The 19636-nt window shown below is 52.8% G+C and carries 15 protein-coding genes; 10 read left to right on the top strand and 5 right to left on the bottom strand.

Annotation, left to right across the window (positions count from 1 at the left end; translation table 11 throughout):
* Positions 1 to 15: 15 nt before the first annotated feature.
* Both DDT52_RS05530 and DDT52_RS05535 read right to left on the bottom strand, forming a co-directional pair.
* Complete coding sequence (locus tag DDT52_RS05530) at positions 16 to 915, bottom strand: branched-chain amino acid ABC transporter permease (RefSeq protein ID WP_136155472.1); 900 nt, start codon at positions 913 to 915, stop codon at positions 16 to 18.
* A 19-nt stretch (positions 916 to 934) separates the two neighbouring features.
* Positions 935 to 2071, bottom strand: a complete 1137-nt coding sequence (locus tag DDT52_RS05535) for an ABC transporter substrate-binding protein (RefSeq protein WP_136155473.1) — start codon at positions 2069 to 2071, stop codon at positions 935 to 937.
* Positions 2072 to 2788: 717 nt separating this feature from the next.
* Between DDT52_RS05535 and DDT52_RS05540 the strand changes: the two genes are divergently transcribed.
* The 4 genes from DDT52_RS05540 (at position 2789) to rluA (ending at position 10731) form a co-directional block, all read left to right on the top strand.
* Positions 2789 to 4366 (top strand): sensor domain-containing diguanylate cyclase, encoded by a 1578-nt coding sequence (locus DDT52_RS05540; RefSeq protein ID WP_136155474.1) that lies wholly within the window; start codon positions 2789 to 2791, stop codon positions 4364 to 4366.
* Between the two features lie 169 nt (positions 4367 to 4535).
* Entirely contained in the window at positions 4536 to 6902 is a 2367-nt protein-coding gene (locus DDT52_RS05545; RefSeq protein ID WP_136155475.1) for a DNA polymerase II, read from the top strand.
* A gap of 191 nt (positions 6903 to 7093) precedes the next feature.
* On the top strand, positions 7094 to 9997 hold the full coding sequence (gene rapA, locus DDT52_RS05550; RefSeq protein ID WP_136155476.1) for an RNA polymerase-associated protein RapA: 2904 nt from the start codon (positions 7094 to 7096) through the stop codon (positions 9995 to 9997).
* A gap of 80 nt (positions 9998 to 10077) precedes the next feature.
* Positions 10078 to 10731, top strand: coding sequence for a bifunctional tRNA pseudouridine(32) synthase/23S rRNA pseudouridine(746) synthase RluA (gene rluA / locus DDT52_RS05555; RefSeq protein ID WP_136155477.1), 654 nt, complete (start codon positions 10078 to 10080; stop codon positions 10729 to 10731).
* Between the two features lie 104 nt (positions 10732 to 10835).
* Here the strand turns inward: rluA and djlA are convergent, their stop codons facing one another.
* Positions 10836 to 11705 carry a co-chaperone DjlA gene (gene djlA, locus DDT52_RS05560; protein WP_136155478.1) on the bottom strand — a complete coding sequence of 290 codons (870 nt, stop codon included), beginning with the start codon at positions 11703 to 11705 and terminating at the stop codon, positions 10836 to 10838.
* Between the two features lie 150 nt (positions 11706 to 11855).
* Between djlA and lptD the strand changes: the two genes are divergently transcribed.
* The 6 genes from lptD (at position 11856) to apaH (ending at position 18657) form a co-directional block, all read left to right on the top strand.
* On the top strand, positions 11856 to 14255 hold the full coding sequence (lptD, locus tag DDT52_RS05565; protein WP_210732675.1) for an LPS assembly protein LptD: 2400 nt from the start codon (positions 11856 to 11858) through the stop codon (positions 14253 to 14255).
* An 84-nt stretch (positions 14256 to 14339) separates the two neighbouring features.
* Complete coding sequence (surA, locus tag DDT52_RS05570) at positions 14340 to 15632, top strand: peptidylprolyl isomerase SurA (RefSeq protein ID WP_136155479.1); 1293 nt, start codon at positions 14340 to 14342, stop codon at positions 15630 to 15632.
* A complete protein-coding gene (gene pdxA, locus DDT52_RS05575; protein ID WP_136155480.1) occupies positions 15632 to 16633 on the top strand; it encodes a 4-hydroxythreonine-4-phosphate dehydrogenase PdxA in 1002 nt (333 codons plus the stop codon). The genes surA and pdxA overlap by 1 nt, the downstream gene beginning before the upstream one ends.
* Positions 16626 to 17444: a 16S rRNA (adenine(1518)-N(6)/adenine(1519)-N(6))-dimethyltransferase RsmA gene (gene rsmA, locus DDT52_RS05580; protein ID WP_136155481.1), complete on the top strand. Its 819-nt coding sequence runs from the start codon at positions 16626 to 16628 to the stop codon at positions 17442 to 17444. The genes pdxA and rsmA overlap by 8 nt, the downstream gene beginning before the upstream one ends.
* Before the next feature lie 14 nt (positions 17445 to 17458).
* A complete protein-coding gene (apaG, locus tag DDT52_RS05585) occupies positions 17459 to 17836 on the top strand; it encodes a Co2+/Mg2+ efflux protein ApaG (protein ID WP_136155482.1) in 378 nt (125 codons plus the stop codon).
* Positions 17837 to 17838: 2 nt separating this feature from the next.
* Positions 17839 to 18657, top strand: a complete 819-nt coding sequence (gene apaH / locus DDT52_RS05590; protein ID WP_136155483.1) for a bis(5'-nucleosyl)-tetraphosphatase (symmetrical) ApaH — start codon at positions 17839 to 17841, stop codon at positions 18655 to 18657.
* A gap of 73 nt (positions 18658 to 18730) precedes the next feature.
* On the opposite strand, the gene DDT52_RS05595 is transcribed toward apaH, so the two are convergent.
* Together DDT52_RS05595 and folA are read right to left on the bottom strand one after the other, a co-directional pair.
* Complete coding sequence (locus tag DDT52_RS05595; RefSeq protein WP_136155484.1) at positions 18731 to 18916, bottom strand: hypothetical protein; 186 nt, start codon at positions 18914 to 18916, stop codon at positions 18731 to 18733.
* 223 nt (positions 18917 to 19139) lie between these two features.
* Positions 19140 to 19622, bottom strand: coding sequence for a type 3 dihydrofolate reductase (gene folA, locus DDT52_RS05600; protein ID WP_136155485.1), 483 nt, complete (start codon positions 19620 to 19622; stop codon positions 19140 to 19142).
* Positions 19623 to 19636: the final 14 nt, after the last annotated feature.

The following is a 19636-nucleotide window of genomic DNA, read 5'->3' on the forward strand; positions in this document are numbered from 1 at the left end:
TTGTGGGCATTCTCATCAGAAGCGGCTCCTTTCCAGTCTTTCATCACCCATAATGCCTACCGGTCTGAATAGCAGAACCAAAATCAGGAACATAAATGCAAAGGCATCTTTATATCCCCCCAACTCAGGAAATACCGCCACGGCGACCACTTCGGTGAAGCCCAGAATAAAGCCGCCAATTACCGCCCCCGTGACGCTGCCAATTCCCCCCAATACCGCCGCAGCAAATGCTTTCAGGCCAATCAGTACCCCCATTAATGGATCGATCGTCGGATAACTGGTGGCATAAAAAATACCGCCAAGGGCAGCCAGAGAACTTCCGAGAGCAAAGACAAAGGCAATAATATGGTTGGCATCGATCCCCATTAAGCGAACGGTATTCACGTCAAATGCCACGGCGCGAATAGCCATTCCCTGTCGGGTGCGATAGAGAATAAAAAGAATGCCGGCCAGCAGAATCAGCGTAACCAGCGGGACAAGCCAGGCGACATTGGTAATAATGATGCCGCCCATCGTGACCGTCTGATTAAAAAACGCCGGCGCCGAAAAAAAGCGCGGGCTCCCGCCAAAAATAACGTTAAACAGGTTCTCTAAAAAAAAGCTCACCCCAATCGCGGTAATCAGCATGGATATTTTAGAGGCATGACGTAATGGCCGATAAGCAATCTGATCGATGCACACGCCCAATAAGGCAGAAAAGAGAATCGCGAATAAAATAGCTGCCCCGAAAGGCAGCTCAAACGTCGTTGATCCAAACAGGGCAAGAAATGCCCCCACCATCATAATATCGGCATGGGCAAAGTTGATGAGCCGTAATACGCCGTACACCATGGTATAACCAATAGCGATCAGCGCATACATACTCCCCAGACTCATGCCGTTAACCACTTGCTGGAAGAAAATGGCAGCATCCATCATTCAATCCTTATTTGCCTTATGGATTAACAACTGTTTTAAAGGCCAATTGTCCGTCTTTAACCTCATTAATGACGGCGCTACGGATTGCATCCCCATCTTTTAATGTCAGCGTCCCGGTAATTCCGGCAAAATTACTGGTGGCGCGGATTTTTTCATTAACGCAAACACGGTCTTTCGGATCGCTGCACTGGTTCATCCCGTTGACGATCATTTTATAAGCATCAGCGGTCATCGCGCCCCAGGTATGGGTCGGCTCTTTATATTTCTCATCCCAGGCTTTGATGAACTTCTCACCTTCAGGCGTCTGATCTTTGGCGTTCGGCGAGTAGTAGTCGGTCGTCATATAGCCTTCAACCGCATCTTGCCCCAGCTTGAAGAAGACCGGGTCAGCCGCCAGCCCGTCGCCGCCGACGACCGGCACCTTCAGCCCCAGTTGTTTGGCCTGTACCGCGATCAATGCCCCTTCGGTGTAATAGATGGGCATATAAATCATATCGACATTTTTAGCTTTGATGGTGGAGAGCTGGGCTTTGAAATCCTTACTGCCGCCGGGGGCCTGTACTTCAACAGGAATGGTGCCGCCGTTTTTGAGAAACTGGGTCCGGAAGGATTTTGCCAACCCGACAGAATAGTCGTTGCTGCTGTCGAACATGATGGCGGCGGTTTTCGCCCCTAAATCGCGCGATGCCAGATTGGCCCCCACTACGCCCTGAAAACTATCGGAAAAGCACACGCGGCTGACATACTGGCGGTTGCGGGTCACACGGTCATTGGTGGCGGTCGGGGAAACCAGCGGGGTTTTGGTGTCTTCAGCCATTTTGGTCATTGCCATCGTATTGGTTGAGGTTACCTCACCAATTACCGCATCGACCTTATCACTGGAAACCAGACGCTGCATCGCGTTGGCCGCTTCAACCTTGTCACTCTTGTCATCAATGATAACGAGCTTGATTGTGTCGCCATTTTTCAGCGTCGGCTCCAGGCTATTAATCAGCTCAACACCTTTTTGGGAAGGCTGCCCGTAGCCGCTAAGCGGTCCGCTCAGCGGCAGAACCACGCCGATTTTCACCTCAGCCGCCAGTACACTATTGGTGCAAATGACGGAGGAAACCCATGCTGCAGCTAATGTTACTTTGACAAGTTTGTTATTCATGATCGCCTCTTTGGTAATGAGAGATTCAAATTCCAGTGGTGGAATAAAGCCGTCCTGTCTGACAATACGAACCTGAAAACGCCGCAGGGATATATCCTGCTGACGGAATTAAAATCAGCAACAAATATGCCAAAACGGAAAATTAATTATTAAGAACTTAATAATAAAGAAGAAAATGAAATTATTACTTAAAGATCAATCATAGGAAAAAGAGATAATTAACCAGAATGCACCAATTCGTTTCGCCGTTGCTTTTTAAAAGTGCGTCTTCATATATGGCCGGTTTCTTTAAATAAATCAGTCGCCGGCTGCAAATAATCCTCTCTTATTTTCATCAATATTAGATGATGAAGCACAATCCTTTTTATTCATCGGTAAAAACAATCTTTCAGTTATTATTTCTGCAATATATAATTTAACGATACTTTATGCTGTAAACGGAACAAGGATGCGCCTGACTCCGAAGAAACTGTAGCAGTATTTATGATTGACAGAAAAAGAGAGAGCAAGGACGCCGGCAGGAATCGACAATTTAAGCCATTGAGAATCATCAGACATTTGACATGAAGCCCTTCATGGTAACCAAACGGGTGCATAGGGCATATTAAAAAACATTTCACTAATCATCTTTTTATGGACAATTATTTTACAGCACTGTCCCCACCACTTATGATAATGGTCATTTTTAGCACAGCGCCAATCCAATTCTGTCCAAATATGTTGTTAAAACGCTTCAATCACATCGGATTACGACGACTCATTTTGCTCCTGGCCGTCACGAGCGCGCTGATTATGCTAGTTAACAGCCTTTATGCCAGTTACCGCGTACAGCGCCAGCTCCTGATCGACAATACATTAGAAGCCAATCGCGTTTACGCCGCGAAGCTGGCGGCCATAACTGATACTTTTTTCAAAGCATCATTGCAACGATTGGCTTACAGCGCTGACGAAATAGCGGAAAAAATGGGTGACAGCAACAGCCTTAACGGGGAAACCAGACGTATCGGGTTGCAGAGTCACAGTTTTAACACGGTATCTATCGTCGATGAACATGGCGTGGTCAAGTCAACCTTCCCCAATACGTCTCAATGGATAGGGCAAAAGGTCACCACGGCAGGCGTAAGGCAGTCCTTACAGGAAAAGCAGCCGCTGATCAGCTCGCCCTATGTTTCCGTGGCCAGTAATCTGATTGTACTGGTCTCAGCGCCGATCTTTACCCGGGATGGACGCTATAAAGGGTTTATCAGTGGTTCCATTCACCTGGAAAAACCCAGCATTCTCAATGAATTGCTTGACAGGCACTATTATCGGGACGGTTCTTACATCTATGTTACCGACCGCTATAGAAAAATTCTGTACCACAAAGATCCGGATCAGATCGGCGGCATCGTTCACAACAGCCCGATAATTGATAGCAACACAGACAAAAACGGCAGCCGGGAAATGACGGATTATCAGGGCAAAGCGGTGCTTGTCGGATACGCCGTGATCCCCGCCAGCCGTTGGGAAGTGATCGTGCTGCGTCCAACCAAAGAAACCTTAAAGCCTTTAGATAGCCTGATGTTGAGTGTGTTACGGCATACTTTGCCAGTCGCTATTCTGACGCTATTCTGCGTTTGGTTGTTCGCCCGGCTCATTGCCCAGCCGCTGTGGCTGCTGGCCCGAAGCGCCAATCAAATGGACTCGCTCAATGTCTCCGACGACATCAGGAAAATTCACTCCTGGTATTTTGAGGCGACACAGCTCAAACAGGCCATGCTGATTGGCATCGAACTATTACAGAAGAAAATCGGCAGGCTGCGCTCTGAAGCACAAACCGACCCCATGACCGGGCTGCTCAATCGCCGGGGATTGGAAATCGTTCTACAGTTCTGGCTGCTCAGCCAGAAAAGGTTTGCCGTAATCACGCTGGATATTGACCATTTCAAACGGATCAACGACACCTACGGCCACGACGTGGGCGACAGCGTGATCAAATACCTTGCTCAGATCATTCGCACCAGCTCACGCGATACGGACACATTGTGCCGCAGCGGCGGCGAAGAATTTCTGATCCTGTTGCCAGACACCGCTCTGGATATTGCCACCGGCATTGCCGAACGGCTTCGCCAGTGTACACAGGACTCGGAGATCCCGCAGGTCGGTCATATCACCATCTCCCTGGGCGTTGCCCTGTGGTCACCGGAAGTCAGTGGAATGACCATTGAACGCACCTTTAAAATGGCGGATAAAGCGCTGTATAAAGCCAAACAAGGGGGCCGTAATCGGGTGGTCACCGCACCGGAAGCGCGTTGATCTTTCGTCTGACGGCCTTGCTTTCTCCACCGCTTGTTCTTGCCCGGCACCCGTTAATCTCCGCAAACGGCTGGACATTCACTGTATAAATAACCATACTTACCTTTGACTTTTATGCGTTCCCGCTGACTTTTAACGCTATTATCTTTTGAATGGAAAGGCCGCCTTTGTGATGCAGACTCGTCAGGGTTTTCTGCTTACCCGCCACTGGCACGACACACCTGCCGGTACGCAGGTGGAATTCTGGTTGGCGACCGATGACGGTCCCGTGCTGGCTCGTCTTCCTGCCCAACAGGCTGTCGCCTTTATTCCTGTTTCACAAGAATCACAGGCCCGCGTGTTATTAAGTCAGGATAAGCATTGGCGGCTACGTCCGTTGGCATTGCAGGATTTCCATCACCAGCCGCTGCTTGGGCTGTATTGTTCTCAATACCGCCAGCTCCTCCGGTTGGAAAAACGATTGCGGGAAGGCGGCGTTCAGGTTTACGAAGCCGACATTCGCCCGCCTGAACGCTTTCTCATGGAGCGTTTTATTACGGCTCCCGTATGGCTCAGCGGCGAGACCGCGTCATCAAGCCTGCTAACGCAGGTTCGCATGAAACCGAACGCCGACTACCGTCCCAATCTGAAACTGGTCTCACTGGATATAGAGACCAACCGCCATGGCGAACTGTACTGCATTGGGCTGGAAGGCTGTGGACTACGTCAGGTTTATATGCTCGGCCCGGCGAACGGAACGCCCGCCGGCTCAGATGATTTCACGCTGGAATATGTCGCCAGCCGCCCCCAACTACTGGAAAAGTTGAATCATTGGCTGCAACTGCACGACCCCGATGCCATTATCGGCTGGAATCTGGTGCAGTTCGACCTGCGCGTACTGCAAAAACACGCCGAACGCTATCGCATCCCACTGCGTCTGGGCCGCAATGGCGGCGAGTTGGAATGGCGCGAGCACGGCTTCAAGCAAGGACATTTCTTTGCCAGCGCCGCAGGACGATTGATTATTGATGGCATTGAAGCCCTGAAGTCAGCCACCTGGAACTTTGCCTCATTCAGTCTGGAGTTTGTCGCGCAAACGTTGCTGGGTGAAGGAAAGGCCATTGATACCCCCTACCAGCGCATGGATGAAATCGATCGCCGTTTTGCCGAAGACAAACCCGCCCTTGCCCGCTACAACCTACAGGATTGCGAACTGGTCACACGCATCTTCGCCAAAACCGAGTTACTTTCCTTCCTGCTGGAGCGCGCCAGCGTGACGGGGTTGGCCGCCGATCGCAACGGCGGCTCTGTCGCGGCCTTTACCCATCTCTACCTGCCACGCATGCACCGGGTTGGCTATGTTGCTCCGAATCTGGGAGAGGTTGCGCTGGAAGGCAGCCCCGGTGGATTTGTCATGGATTCACGTCCCGGTTTGTACGATTCGGTTCTGGTACTCGATTACAAAAGTCTGTATCCCTCGATTATCCGTACCTTCCTCATCGATCCGGTGGGTCTTGCCGTCGGGATGCAACACCCTGATGAACAACACGCCGTTGCCGGGTTTCGCGGCGCCTGGTTCTCTCGCGACACACACTGTCTGCCCGCCATTGTCGATCAGATCTGGCAAGGACGCGAAGCCGCCAAGCGCGCCAATAATAAACCGCTGTCTCAGGCGTTGAAAATCATCATGAACGCCTTTTACGGCGTGTTAGGCGCCACCGGCTGCCGCTTTTTCGATCCTCGCCTCGCCTCCTCCATCACCATGCGCGGCCACGAAATCATGCGTAAAACGCGTGAACTGATTGAAGAACAAGGATATGAGGTCATTTATGGCGATACCGATTCCACCTTCGTCTGGCTTAAACGCGCTCATAATGAAGAACAGGCGGCGCATATCGGCAAAATGCTGGTGCAACACGTTAATCAATGGTGGCGACAGCATTTACAGCAAACCCAGCAGTTGACCAGCGCACTGGAGTTGGAATTCGAAACGCACTTTTGCCGCTTTCTGATGCCGACCATTCGCGGTGCGGAACAGGGAAGCAAAAAGCGCTACGCGGGGATGATGAGTACGCCGCAAGGCGAAAAAATGGTGTTTAAAGGTCTGGAAACGGTGCGTACAGACTGGACGCCGCTGGCGCAACAATTCCAGCAGCAGCTTTATTTACGCATTTTTCAGCAAAAACCCTACCAGGAATGGCTGCGAGAATACGTCAGCAACACGCTGAACGGCGAATTTGATGACCTGCTGATCTATCGTAAACGGCTGCGGCGTCGTCTTGACGATTATCAACGCAATGTCCCGCCACACGCCCGGGCAGCAAAAATCGCCGACGACTATAACCGCCAGCAGGGACGCCCGCTGCAATACCAGAACGGCGGCTGGATTAGTTATGTCATCACCACCAACGGACCGGAGCCGCTGGAAACCCGGCATTCGCCACTGGACTATCAGCATTACGTCGAGCGCCAGCTACAACCTGTCGCCGATGCGATTCTTCCTTTCCTTCACGATGATTTTGCTACACTGGTTACCGGTCAGATGGGGTTATTTTAATGACCGGAACCCGCTCAGGGCGTTTGAACAGGTGACGAACGCGTCGCCTTCCATTACCATAGCGCCCTTTCTGAATTGACGTCATCAGCATAATTATCTTATTCGTGCCGGGCAGACGAGCGCTGTCGGACATGAATGACAAAACAAACCCGACACTCCCCCGACACAGACAAAAATCGAGCTAAGAATCTATGCCTTTTACACTTGGTCAACGCTGGATCAGCGATACGGAAAGCGAACTTGGATTGGGGACGGTGGTTGCCGTCGACACGCGGATGATAACGCTGCTTTTCCCGGCCAGCGGTGAAAACCGACTTTATTCCCGCAGCGATTCGCCCATCACGCGAGTGATGTTTAACCCCGGTGATACCGTTACCAGCCACGAAGGTTGGCAGTTGAAGGTCGAGGAAGTCCGCGAAGAAAAAGGTTTACTGGTGTACTGCGGCCAGCGTCTGGACGACGAATCACCGGCGGAATTACGTGAAGTCCTGCTGGATAGCAGACTGACTTTCAATAAGCCGCAGGATCGGTTATTTGCGGGTCAGATTGACCGGATGGATCGTTTTGCCCTGCGCTATCGTGCCCGCAAGCATCAGAATGAACAGGCCTTGCAACAGTGGGGAGGACTGCGCGGCATGCGTGCCAGTCTGATCCCTCATCAGTTGCATATTGCCTATGAAGTGGGACAGCGCCATGCGCCGCGCGTATTGCTGGCGGACGAAGTCGGTCTGGGGAAAACCATTGAAGCCGGGATGATCATCCACCAGCAACTGCTTGCCGGCCGTGCGGAAAGGGTGTTGATCATTGTGCCGGAGACGTTGCAGCACCAGTGGCTGGTAGAAATGCTGCGCCGCTTCAATCTGCTGTTCTCGCTGTTTGATGATGAACGCTATGCTGAAGCCAAACTGGACAGCGGCAACCCCTTTGAAACCGAGCAGTTGGTCATCTGTTCACTCGGTTTCGTCCAGCGGGACGCCCAGCGTTTTGAACAGTTGGTTAACGCCAACTGGGGTCTGCTGGTGGTGGATGAGGCTCACCATCTGTCATGGAGTGAAGCTACCCCAAGCCCTGAATATCAGGCGGTTGAACAGCTGGCCAGAAATATTCCCGCCGTGCTGCTGCTGACCGCAACGCCAGAACAGTTAGGCCAGCAGAGCCACTTTGCGCGTCTGCGTTTGCTCGACCCCAATCGTTTTCATGACTATCGGGAATTCATTGCCGAACAGCAGCAATACCGTCCGGTGGCCGATGCCGTAACCCTGCTGCTGGCAGGAGGCAAGGCGCAAACCGCCGAGCTTAACGCGCTGAGTGAATTGCTGGGTGAACAGGATATTGAACCGTTGCTGAAAGCCATCAACAGCGACAGCGACGACAACCAGCGTGCGCGTCAGGAACTGATCACCATGCTGATGGATCGCCACGGCACCAGCCGCGTGCTGTTCCGTAATACCCGTCAGGGCGTGAAAGGCTTTCCGCAGCGTATTCTGCACCAAATCCGTCTGCCGTTGCCGGCGCAGTATCAAACGGCCATCAAGGTCTCCGGGATCGTGGAGGCGGGCAAACCGCCCGAGGCCCGCGCCCGCGATATGCTGTACCCGGAACAGATTTACCAACAGCTGGAAGGCGATGACGCGACCTGGTGGAATTTCGATCCGCGCGTTGAGTGGCTGCTCAATTACCTGACGACCCATCGTGATAAAAAAGTGCTGGTGATCTGCGCGCAGGCGGCAACCGCGCTACATCTGGAGCAGGTGCTTCGTACCCGCGAAGCCATCCGTGCCGCAGTTTTCCATGAAGGGTTGTCCATTCTTGAGCGCGATCGCGCAGCCGCCTATTTCGCCTCTGAAGAAGAAGGGGCGCAGGTATTGATTTGTTCCGAGATCGGTTCCGAAGGCCGCAACTTCCAGTTTGCCAGCCATTTGATCATGTTTGATCTGCCGTTCAACCCGGATCTGCTGGAGCAGCGTATCGGCCGACTGGATCGTATTGGTCAGACACAGCAGATTCAGATCCTGATCCCGTATCTGGAAAACACCGCACAAGCCCTGCTGGTACGTTGGTATCACGAAGGACTGGATGCTTTTGAACACACCTGCCCAACCGGACGAACCATCTACGACGCCCACTATACGCAATTGATTGAACGATTGCTGACGCCAGGCGAACAAGCAGGTCTGGATGAGTTTATCCATGCCTGCCGGCAACAGCATGAACAGTTGAAACAGCAGCTTGAACAGGGACGCGACCGTTTGCTGGAAATGCATTCCAACGGCGGCGAACAGGCTCAGATGCTGGCGCAAGGCATCGCCGAGCAGGATAATGATGTCAATCTGGTGACGTTTGCGCTGAACCTGTTTGATATCGTGGGCATCAATCAGGAAGATCGCAGCGATAACCTGATTGTGCTGACGCCGTCCGATCATATGCTGGTGCCGGATTTCCCCGGTTTACCGCAGGATGGCTGCACCATTACGTTCGATCGCGAGCAGGCGCTGTCTCGTGAAGACGCCCAGTTTATCAGTTGGGAACATCCGTTAATCCGGAATGGTCTTGACCTGATTCTCTCCGGCGATACCGGCAGCTGTGCCGTATCACTGTTGAAAAACAAGGCGTTGCCGGTGGGCACGCTGCTGGCTGAACTGGTTTATGTGGTGGAAGCGCAGGCGCCGAAACATCTGCAACTGACGCGTTTTCTGCCGCCGACGCCGGTCCGTCTGCTGATGGATCGCAAAGGCGCAAACCTTGCTGCGCAGGTTGAATTTGAAAGCTTCAATCGTCAGCTCAACGCCGTGAACCGTCATACCTCCAGCAAGCTGGTGAATGCGGTACAGGCGGATGTCCATGCGATGTTGCAGCAGGCCGAATCGCTGATGGAAGAACAGGCTCGCCAGTTGATTACGGACGCGCAACATCAGGCCGATCAACAGCTGCGTCGCGAACTGGAACGCCTGGAAGCGCTGAAGGCCGTGAATCCCAATATCCGTGAAGATGAACTGAAAGCATTGGAAGATCAACGCGAGCAGGTACTGAGCAACCTTCATCAGGCCAACTGGCGCCTGGATGCTATTCGTCTGGTGGTGGTCACGCATCAGTAAGCGCTTCCCACACCCCTCCCTTTACCGGGGAGGGACCATAGCGACCAACTTTATCAGCAGTCTGAAAAAAGGCACGACAGATGGAACCGTACAATCCTCCCACCGATCCCTGGTTGCATATTCTTTATCAGGATCAACACATTGTGGTGGTAAACAAACCCAGCGGATTATTGTCCGTTCCTGGTCGGGCGCCGGAGCACAAAGACAGCGTGATGAGCCGTATTCAGGCCGACTATCCGACGGCCGAATCCGTGCACCGTCTGGATATGGCTACCAGCGGGGTGATGGTGGTCGCCCTGACAAAAGCGGCCGAACGCGAGTTAAAACGGCAGTTCCGCGAACGTGAGCCGAAAAAATCCTATCTGGCCCGCGTGTGGGGATTGATGGAGCACGATGAAGGATTAATCGACCTGCCCTTGATTTGCGACTGGCCGAACCGTCCAAAACAGAAAGTCTGTTTTGAGCAGGGTAAACCCGCGCAGACAGAATACCAGGTTGTGTCCCGCGATAACGATGGTACCACCAGAGTCAGGCTGATGCCGATAACCGGTCGTTCTCACCAGCTCAGGGTTCACTTACTGGCGCTCGGCCACCCTATTCTCGGCGACGGTTTTTATGCTCATCCACAAGCCAAAGCAATGGCGCCTCGCCTGCTGCTGCACGCGCAGGAGCTCTGCATCACGCATCCTGAATTTAAAACGCCCATGCACTTTCGCTGCGAAGCGGATTTTTGAAGATCGTGTTCGTTGTCTGCAACAGGATGATGAAAACAGGAAAGCGATAAGAACGTGGTGAGGCAGAACAGAAAAAACCACCGGTGAGGAAAAAAGAGATAGCGTTATTTCACTTGATTCGCGCTTTTTAGCAGCTCATAAGCGGCCTGAATATCCTGCGCTTTCCGCTTGGCCATATCCATCATCCTTGGCGACAGCCCTTTCGCCACCAGTTTATCCGGATGGTGCTCGCTCATCAGTTTTCGGTAGGCTCGTTTAATCGTCGCCGCATCATCGTTGCGGCGAACCCCAAGCGTTCGACAGGCGCTTTCCACCGTTGGCCCACGCGGCACCGTAAAGGAGCGCTGGCCGCCATAAGAGTGTCCGCCGGATGACTGGCTGCGGCGCTGATGGGATTTATTGCCCTGCTTCGCACCGCCGTGTCTGGACTGGCTGGCGCTACTTTCCATGTTACGCAGGAAAAACTCGAACTGTTCCCGGGTAACGCCCAGCTCATCGGCGATAACATACAACACGCGTCTTTCGTTCGGATGCAACACGCCATCCACAAAAGCGACTTGAAGCTGAATTTCCAGAAACATCTTAATCAGATCAAAGCGGCCAAGGCAGGCATCGCGCAGCTTGCGTAATTTGATACGTAAAGGGAAATGGCTGGCCTTTCCTTCACGGAAAGCCTGTTGCGCCGCACTTCTCGCTTCGCCAAACAGCTCAAGACGATCCATTATTTTGGTCGCAATCTGAATATCGGCTTCCGTTACCCGGCCTTTGGACTTGGTAAGGTGCCCCATAGCCTGAAAAGTCGTGAGAAAAAACAGCGCCTGACGGGTCGATTGGGCTGAAAAAAAGTTACGGCGACGCGATGCCCTGGCCCTATCGACCCAATGCCCCATCAGCAGTCCCATAATCATTCCCCAGATGCCGCCGCTCGACATAATTCCCAGCGCAAGCCCCAGCAACTTTCCCCAATACCGCATATACTCCTCAAATCCTCATGCCGTCGGCTAAAAATTGCTTTATCATACCCGTCATTTATCTTTGCACCTAACGGCAGTGCGCATAAAGCAGTGGGGATTTAACACTGGCGCAACGCTGACGAGTGATATAGTCTCTGACCGTTTGCCGGCATGATGCCCCTGATGACGGAACACCTGATACCGCGTATGAAAAAAAGTTTCCCAACCCTGCTGGCCACTCTGATTTGGTCGGCGCTTTATAGCCAGCATGCGCTGGCCGATCTTGCCGAACAGTGTATGCTGGGCGTACCTACGTACAACAGGCCGCTGGTAACCGGCGATCCTGATCAACTGCCCGTCAATATTCAGGCCGACAAAACAGAGGCTAACTACCCCGATAACGCCCGATTCATCGGCAATGTCAACATTCAGCAGGGTAATAGTATCCTGACTGCCGAGCAGGTGGAGCTTAATCAGGTTGAAGCCGCCGCTCAGGGGTCTGCGCCCACACGCACCGTTACCGCAACGGGAAACGTGCACTATGATGATAATCAGGTCATTTTGAAAGGCCCCAAAGCCTGGTCGAACCTTAATACTAAAGATACCGATGTTTATGACGGTAACTACCAGATGGTTGGCCGTCAGGGCCGCGGTTCTGCCGACAAAATGAAAATGCGCGACAGTAATCGCTACACCATTTTGGAAAACGGGTCGTTTACCTCTTGCCTGCCGGGCGATAATAGCTGGAGCGTCGTCGGTTCGGAAGTGATTCAGGATCGCGAAGAACAGGTAGCTGAAATCTGGAACGCCCGTTTCAAAATTGGCAACGTTCCCGTGTTCTACAGCCCGTACTTGCAATTACCCATTGGCGATAGACGCCGCTCAGGCTTCCTGATCCCGAATGCCAAATACGGCAGCAGCAACGGTTTTGAATTACTGACGCCATACTACTGGAATATCGCGCCAAACTTTGATGCGACGATCACACCCCATCTGCAAACCAAACGCGGGGTGCAGTGGCAAAACGAATTCCGTTATCTGACGACACCGGGCCTCGGCACCATTCAACTTGACTGGCTGCCAAGCGATAACGAATATTCCAGAACCGTCCCGCAGGATGATAACGATACCCGCTGGTTGTTCCACTGGGACCATAGCGGCGTCATGGATCAGGTGTGGCGTTTTGACGCCGATTACACCAAGGTCAGCGACGATCGCTATTTCACCGATCTGGACTCCGAATATGGTTCGACAACCGACGGGTACGCCACCCAAAAGCTCAGCGTCGGCTATGCCAACCAGAACTGGGATACGGCGCTGTCCACCAAGCAATTTCAGGTTTTCTCCACGTCGACCACCCGGGATGTCTACCGTGCCGAACCGCAACTTGATATCAACTACTATCAGAATGATATCGGCCCGGTTGATCTGCACCTTTATGGTCAGGCAGTAAAATTTACCAACGTCAACGAGAACCGTCCTGAAGCGACGCGTATACATTTTGAACCCGCACTGAACCTGCCTCTGGCCAATCGCTGGGGGAGCCTGACGACCGAGGCTCGTCTGCTGGCGACACATTACCAGCAGGAAAATCTGGACCGTTACCGCGCCGATCCCACCGTTAGCGATACCAATAAAGATGCGCTGAAAGATTCGGTAAACCGCGTCATGCCACAGTACAAAGTCGATGGCAAACTGGTTTTTGAGCGTGAGATGGACTGGTCGCAAGGCTATACCCAGACGCTGGAGCCGCGGGCGCAATATCTGTACGTGCCGTACCGCAATCAAAGCAACATCCACACCTATGATTCGACGCTGCTACAGGCCGACTACTCCGGTCTGTTCCGTGAACGAACCTACAGCGGTCTGGATCGTATCGCTTCAGCCAACCAGATCGCGACCGGGGTGACTTCGCGTATTTATGATGATGAGCTGGTTGAACGTTTTAATGCTTCCATAGGTCAAATCTATTACTTCGATCGTCCGCGTACTGGCGACAACAATACCGCGCTCGATCAAAGTAAAAGTAACGGCAGTCTGGTGTGGGCTGGGGATAGCTACCTGAAAATCGACGATAGCTGGGGTCTTCGCGGTGGTTTGCAGTACGATAATCGTCTTAACGAAGTCGCGTTGGGTGATGCCGTAGTGGAATACCGCAGAGATGCCGAACGTCTGGTTCAGTTGAACTATCGCTATGCCAGCGCCCAGTACATTCAGGCGATGTTGCCCAATGTACAGAATCCGGGCTTCCAGCAGGGCATTTCGCAAATAGGCCTGACAGCCAGTTGGCCAATTGTCGATCGCTGGGCCGTTGTTGGTGCATATTATTACGATACCAAGGCCAATCAGCCTGCCAACCAGATGATTGGCGTGCAGTATAATACCTGCTGCTGGGCCGTCAGCGTCGGTTATGAACGTAAAATCACCGACTGGAACACGGCTAGCCACAGCAGTGAATATGACAACAAGGTATCGTTTAATATCGAATTACGTGGCTTAAGCAATAATTACAGCCTGGGTTCTGAGAAGATGCTGCGTTCCGGTATTTTACCTTACCAGCGCGCGTTCTGATGAGCATGCCATACGGCAGTCGTGCAGACAGGTTGTATCAATGAAACTTTTAACCCGCCTTGCGGATGAGATAATGGGAAAGGTATGAATAACTGGAGAACGCTTATTCTCGGATTGGCACTGAGTGCCTCTACCGCGTTCGCAGCACCACAGGTGGTTGATAAAGTCGCGGCGGTGGTGGATAACAGCGTCGTGTTGGAAAGTGATGTAAACAGCCTCTTGCAGTCGGTGAAACTGAATGCGCAGCAGGCGGGGCAGCAATTGCCGGATGACGCCACATTACGCCATCAAATTACCGATCGGCTGATCATGGATAACATCATTCTGCAAATGGCGCAGAAGATGGGCATCCAGATTACGGATGAACAGCTGGATCAGGCTATTGGCAACATTGCGGCCCAGAACCGTATGTCAGTTGATCAATTAAGAAGTCAGCTGGCTTACGAAGGACTGAACTACAACACTTACCGTAACCAGATCCGTAAAGAGATGCTGATTGCGGAAGTGCGCAACAATGAAGTCCGTCGCCGGGTAACGGTTTTACCGCAGGAAGTCGATGCGCTGGCCAAGCAGATTGCCAACCAGACCGGCGAAGACGCTGAATTAAACCTGAGCCATATCCTGATTCCACTGTCGGAAAACCCCAGCCAGCAGCAGGTGGATGAGGCAGAAAATCTGGCCGCTTCACTGGTAAAACAAATCAATGAAGGCGCCGATTTCGGTAAACTGGCGATGACCTACTCTGCGGATTCCCAGGCGCTGCAAGGCGGACAAATGGGATGGGGCAAGCTACAGGAAATCCCTACCCTGTTTGCAGACCGATTGACTCAGGCGCAAAAAGGCCAGATCGTCGGCCCGATTCGTTCTGGCGTTGGTTTCCATATTCTACGGGTTAACGACATTCGCGGCAGTGATAAAACGGTTTCGGTCACTGAAACGCACGCACGCCATATTTTGTTGAAACCTTCGGTTGTAATGACCGACAGCCAGGCACAAGCCAGACTGGAAGAGGTTGCACAGCAGATTAAGAATGGGACGACGGATTTCGCTACCCAGGCCAGACAGCTTTCACAGGATCCCGGTTCGGCCAATCAGGGCGGCGATCTCGGCTGGGCGTCTCCGGATATGTACGATCCCGCATTCCGTGATGCCTTGTTGAAACTGAAAAAAGGCGAAGTCAGCCAACCTATTCATTCTTCTTTTGGCTGGCATCTGATCCAATTGCTGGATACCCGTCAGGTTGATAAAACCGATGCGGCGCAGAAAGAACAGGCATACCGTATGATCTTTAACCGTAAATTCGCCGAAGAGGCGCAAACCTGGATGCAGGAACAGCGTGCCGCGTCTTACGTGAAAGTCATCAATGGCGCAGACTGATGCAGACTGAGAGCGGTATCCCGCGCATTGCGATCACCCCCGGCGAACCCGCCGGGATTGGTCCCGATTTGGTCATTGCGCTGGCGCAACAGTCATGGCCGGTTGAACTGGTGGTGTGCGCCGATCCCGATCTGTTGTTGAGCCGCGCGCTACGGTTGAATTTGCCGTTAACCTTACGCCACTACCAGCAACAACAACCGGCGAAGCCACAACAGGCGGGAAGTTTAACCGTTCTGCCCGTTACGACGCCGGCAACGGTGATGGCAGGCCAGCTTAATGTCAGCAATAGCGCTTATGTTATCGAGACGCTGGCGCGGGCATGCGACGGCTGCCTGAGCGGAGAATTTGCCGCGCTGGTTACCGGCCCTGTGCATAAAGGCATTATTAACGATGCCGGCGTTCCCTTCAGCGGCCATACCGAATTTTTCGCCGACCGTAGCGCTTGCGATCGGGTTGTCATGATGTTGGCAACAGAAGAGTTGCGGGTAGCGTTGGCCACCACCCATCTGCCGTTATCTGAAGTAGCAGGCGCGATCACCCGGCAAAGTCTGCATGAAGTCATCACGATTTTGCATCGCGATCTACAGACCAGGTTTGGACTCGCCCAGCCGCAGATCTACGTTTGCGGCTTGAATCCGCATGCCGGCGAAGGCGGTCATATGGGCCGGGAAGAACTGGATATCATTACGCCGGCGTTGGACGAACTGCGCCAGCAAGGTATTACGCTGGTTGGCCCGCTGCCTGCGGATACGCTCTTCCAGCCCAAGTATTTGCAACACGCTGATGCGGTACTGGCGATGTATCACGATCAGGGCCTGCCGGTGCTGAAATATCAGGGATTTGGGCGTGCGGTCAATATCACGTTGGGGCTGCCGTTTATCCGAACGTCGGTCGATCATGGTACAGCCCTGGAGCTGGCGGCGACCGGCCGTGCCGATCACGGCAGCTTTATCACGGCATTAAATCTTGCCATTAAAATGACACAACACATTAATGAATAATCGAGTACACCAAGGTCACTTCGCCCGTAAACGCTTTGGGCAAAACTTTTTAAGCGATCATTTCGTGATCGACAGTATTGTTTCAGCCATTCATCCGCAATCCGGACAGGCGATTGTCGAGATCGGTCCCGGCCTTGGCGCGCTGACGGCTCCGGTTGGCGAACGTATCGATCGCTTTACGGTGATCGAACTGGACAGGGATCTGGCGGCCAGACTAGAAACGCATCCGACGCTGAAAGACAAGCTGACCATCATTCAACAGGACGCGATGACGATTGATTTTTCGGTTCTGGCGGAGCAAGCTGGACAGCCGCTGCGGGTATTTGGCAATTTACCGTATAATATTTCAACGCCGCTGATGTTCCATCTGTTCAGCTATACTCAGTCTATCCGTGACATGCATTTTATGTTACAGAAAGAAGTGGTTAACCGTCTGGTTGCCGGGCCTAACAGCAAGGCTTACGGTCGTCTGAGCGTGATGGCGCAATATTACTGTCAGATCATTCCGGTGCTGGAAGTACCGCCTACGGCGTTCAAGCCGGCGCCCAAAGTGGATTCCGCCGTGGTGCGTCTGGTTCCTCACGCTCTGGTTCCTCATCCGGTGAACGACATTCGCGTGTTAAGCCGCATCACGACAGAAGCCTTTAATCAACGTCGTAAAACACTGCGTAACAGCCTGGGTAATCTCTTTACTCCGGAACAGCTGACTGAACTGGGCGTTGATCCGGGCTGCCGGGCGGAAAACGTTACCGTTGAGCAATATTGCCGGTTGGCAAACTGGCTGACCGAGCATCCTGCAACACAGGAATAACTGGAGTCGTTGTGATGATTAATGCGCCCCGAGTTTGTGTACAGGTCCAAAGTTTCTACGTCGAGTCACAGTCACAGCCTGATGAAGAACGTTTTATCTTTGCCTATACGATTACCGTCCGCAATCTGGGGCGACATCCGGTGCGCTTGCTTGGCCGCTACTGGCTCATTACCAACGCCAACGGCCGTCAGACGGAAGTTCAAGGCGAAGGCGTGGTCGGCGAGCAGCCCCTGATACAACCCGGCGGTGAATTCCAGTATACCAGCGGTACGGTGCTGGAAACCCCGCTGGGAACCATGGAAGGTCACTACCAGATGATCGATCATCAAGGCGATACATTTCAGGTCAGCATCCCTGTATTTCGTCTGGCAATTCCCTCACTGATACATTAATTATGTCTACCTATTTAGTTGGCGATGTTCACGGCTGTTTAGTTGAACTTCAGGCGCTATTGGCGCAAGTTTCTTTTCATCCCGAGCAAGACACGCTGTGGTTGACCGGCGATCTGGTGGCACGCGGACCGGATTCGCTGGGCGTGTTGCGTTTTGTCCGTTCACTTGGCCCTGCCGTCCGTCTTGTTCTGGGTAATCACGATCTGCATTTACTGGCCGTGTATGCCGGGATCAGCCGCAGTAAGCCGAAAGATCGCCTGGCGCCATTGCTGGCCGCGCCGGATGCGGACGTACTGATTAACTGGCTGCGTAAACAACCGCTCTTGCAGATTGATGAAGATTTAAAGCTGGTGATGGCGCATGCCGGCATTACCCCACAGTGGGATCTGGCTACCGCGAAAATGTGTGCCCGTGAAGTCGAATCCATTCTGAGTAGCGATAGCTACCCTTTGTTTCTGGATGCTATGTATGGCGATATGCCAAATCACTGGCTCCCTGAGCTCAGCGGTCTCCCTCGCTTACGCTTCAGTACCAATGTCTTTACCCGCATGCGCTATTGCTTCTCTGGCGGCCAGTTGGACATGCTCTGCAAAGAGCCTCCCGGTCAGGCCCCTTCCCTGCTGAAACCCTGGTTTGACCTACCGGGGAAAATCGCCGGAGAATACGCCATCGCTTTCGGACACTGGGCCTCGCTGGAAGGGAAAGGTACGCCAGAGAACATCTATGCGCTGGATACCGGATGTTGCTGGGGAGGCGAACTGACCATGTTGCGCTGGGAAGACAAACGCTACTTCACGCAAAAATCCGTCATAGCCGAATAGATGTTGAAAAACGCTCCCGGCGTTTTTTATGGCGGGCTATCCTGACCGCCACCCTTCAGGCCCTGCAATTAATTCATTGCGGCGGCGTGGGGGAATCGACCTTACATTGCTTATCCTGCCCGCCGTTATCCACCGGGACAGACCAGATACCGCCAAGCATGCCTGCCAGACCCGCTATTTCCACGCCGCCAGCCGGTAATTCCCGACGCCTGGGTTCAATCAGGCGATCGGCATTTAAATTGTGATTCCTGTTGGTCATCAGTGCCGCTTCCTCGGTTAAAAATTCAGGTTCTGTAGATCCATCGCTTGAATGCGCATATTACCGATGTGGTATGACGATATTGTGACTTGTCGAACCGTAGCGGGTCCGGGAATGAGCGAGCCACAATAAGCCGATCAGAAAAGAGAGGTCAGACATGACAAGAGACAAAAAACCCGCCATCAATAGCGGGTTCAAACATCAGTGCGGGGAAAACCAGAGACTAGCGGCGCTCTAAAATCTCAAAACAGTAGCTGTGTGAATTACGTTCATCGGCATCATGGAACTCGCTGAAAGTGGATAGCCACTCGTCAGGCTCGTAATCGGGGAAATGCGTATCGCCTTCCACTTCGGCATCAATGTGGGTCAGATACAGACGATTGGCCCTGGGAAGCATCTGCTGGTAGATACTGCCGCCGCCAATGACCATCACCTCTTCCACCTCGCCTGCCGCGGTCAAGGCTTCCTCCAGCGAAGAAACCCAGGTCACACGGTCGTCATCGCCAGGGTGTTTACTGACGACGATATTATGTCTGCCCGGCAACGGCTGGCCAATAGAGCGGAAAGTATTGCGCCCCATGACGATCGGCTTATCTAATGTATTGCGCTTAAACCACGCCAAATCGGCCGGTAAATGCCACGGCATGGCATTTTCCATGCCGATAACGCGATCTACTGCCAATGCAGCAATCAAACTAATAACCATGGTGAAACCCTGTA

The organism is Brenneria roseae subsp. roseae, assembly GCF_003115845.1.
Taxonomy (GTDB): domain Bacteria; phylum Pseudomonadota; class Gammaproteobacteria; order Enterobacterales; family Enterobacteriaceae; genus Brenneria; species Brenneria roseae.

Excerpts from the sequence above, each read along its gene's own strand:
- rapA (WP_136155476.1), top strand. The coding sequence starts at position 7,094 with ATGCCTTTTACACTTGGTCAACGCTGGATCAGCGATACGGAAAGCGAA.
- djlA (WP_136155478.1), bottom strand. The coding sequence starts at position 11,705 with ATGCGGTATTGGGGAAAGTTGCTGGGGCTTGCGCTGGGAATTATGTCG.
- DDT52_RS05540 (WP_136155474.1), top strand. The coding sequence starts at position 2,789 with ATGTTGTTAAAACGCTTCAATCACATCGGATTACGACGACTCATTTTG.
- rsmA (WP_136155481.1), top strand. The coding sequence starts at position 16,626 with ATGAATAATCGAGTACACCAAGGTCACTTCGCCCGTAAACGCTTTGGG.
- DDT52_RS05535 (WP_136155473.1), bottom strand. The coding sequence starts at position 2,071 with ATGAATAACAAACTTGTCAAAGTAACATTAGCTGCAGCATGGGTTTCC.
- surA (WP_136155479.1), top strand. The coding sequence starts at position 14,340 with ATGAATAACTGGAGAACGCTTATTCTCGGATTGGCACTGAGTGCCTCT.
- apaH (WP_136155483.1), top strand. The coding sequence starts at position 17,839 with ATGTCTACCTATTTAGTTGGCGATGTTCACGGCTGTTTAGTTGAACTT.
- folA (WP_136155485.1), bottom strand. The coding sequence starts at position 19,622 with ATGGTTATTAGTTTGATTGCTGCATTGGCAGTAGATCGCGTTATCGGC.
- DDT52_RS05595 (WP_136155484.1), bottom strand. The coding sequence starts at position 18,916 with ATGACCAACAGGAATCACAATTTAAATGCCGATCGCCTGATTGAACCC.
- apaG (WP_136155482.1), top strand. The coding sequence starts at position 17,459 with ATGATTAATGCGCCCCGAGTTTGTGTACAGGTCCAAAGTTTCTACGTC.
- rluA (WP_136155477.1), top strand. The coding sequence starts at position 10,078 with ATGGAACCGTACAATCCTCCCACCGATCCCTGGTTGCATATTCTTTAT.
- lptD (WP_210732675.1), top strand. The coding sequence starts at position 11,856 with ATGATGCCCCTGATGACGGAACACCTGATACCGCGTATGAAAAAAAGT.
- pdxA (WP_136155480.1), top strand. The coding sequence starts at position 15,632 with ATGCAGACTGAGAGCGGTATCCCGCGCATTGCGATCACCCCCGGCGAA.
- DDT52_RS05530 (WP_136155472.1), bottom strand. The coding sequence starts at position 915 with ATGGATGCTGCCATTTTCTTCCAGCAAGTGGTTAACGGCATGAGTCTG.